Raw genomic sequence first — 1189 nt, 5'->3', positions numbered from 1 at the left:
GGAGAAGAGATGGCATCGCGTCGGAAATCGCTCTGAGTCACCTCGCCGCCGCCGAATGTTCTAGGGATTTTGCTCGTTGATTGGTAGTTTTCCTACATTTAAATTACCGCCGTCTGTCTAGAGTCGCAGCACTTTCCTGAACGGGAAAGGCGGCCAGGGCAAGCAGTCGATTGGCCGAACCCAGCCGCCCCATGACGAGGGCGGCGGTCGACCACATGACGGAGACACACCCATGCCATCGCTGCTGCCCGCGAGCTTCCGACTCGCCCCTTCGCTCTCGTTCGCGCTCGCACTGAGCGCCGCCCTCGCCTCACCGGCCCACGCGCTGAACCCCAACTCGACATCGGTCCAGATGTTCGAGTGGTCATGGCCCGACATCGCCACCGAATGCACCCAATGGCTGGGCYCCAAGGGCTTTGGCGGCGTGCAGATCTCGCCGCCCGGCGCGTCCAAGAACGCCAATGGCTGGTGGGGCGTCTACCAGCCCGTCAACTACACCAACCTGACCAGCCGCATGGGCACGCCTGGGCAGCTGCAGACCATGATCAACACCTGCCACACGGCCGGTGTGCGGGTCTATGCGGACATCGTCGTCAACCAGATGGCCGACGGCAGCGGCACGGCCACCGACGGCTCGACCTGGAACGCGGGCACGCTGAGCTACCCGTTCTTCAGCGCCAGCGACTTCCACGCCAACTGCAACATCAACGACGGCGACTACAACTCGCCGTCGGGCCGCAGCAATGTGCAGAACTGCCGCCTGGGCGGCCTGCCGGACCTCGCCACCGAAAGCAGCTATGTGCAGGGCCAGATCGTCAACTACCTGAAGGCCCTGCTGGCCATGGGTGTGGATGGCTTTCGCATCGATGCGTCCAAGCACATGCCGGCCAGCGCCTGGACGTCGATCATGAACGCCGTGAAGGCCGCCTACCCGACGACGCTGCAGGGCGAGCCGATCTGGGTCACGCAGGAGATCATCAACGACGGCGAGGTGGACCGGCCGAGCTACTTCCCCGTAGGCACGCTCAACGAGTTCCAGTTCACGTCGGCCATGCGCGATGTCTTCCGCAACAACAACGGCCTGAACCTCGCGAGCATCCCGAGCGTCATGGGCACCTGGGGCAACTGGGGCGGCAGCTGGGGCTTCATCCAGCCGCAGAACGCGACCGTCTTCATCACCAACTGGGAC

Annotated in this window: 1 protein-coding gene; it reads left to right on the top strand. The window is 64.1% G+C overall.

From position 1 onward, the window contains the following. Window positions 1-232: 232 nt before the first annotated feature. Window positions 233-1189: alpha-amylase family glycosyl hydrolase (locus tag ACXJKR_RS32990; protein WP_457326450.1), on the top strand; the 957-nt coding region annotated here is incomplete at its 3' end.

The sequence above is a fragment of the Roseateles sp. P5_E11 genome (assembly GCF_054049355.1).
This window is presented reverse-complemented; position numbering and strand designations above follow the sequence as displayed.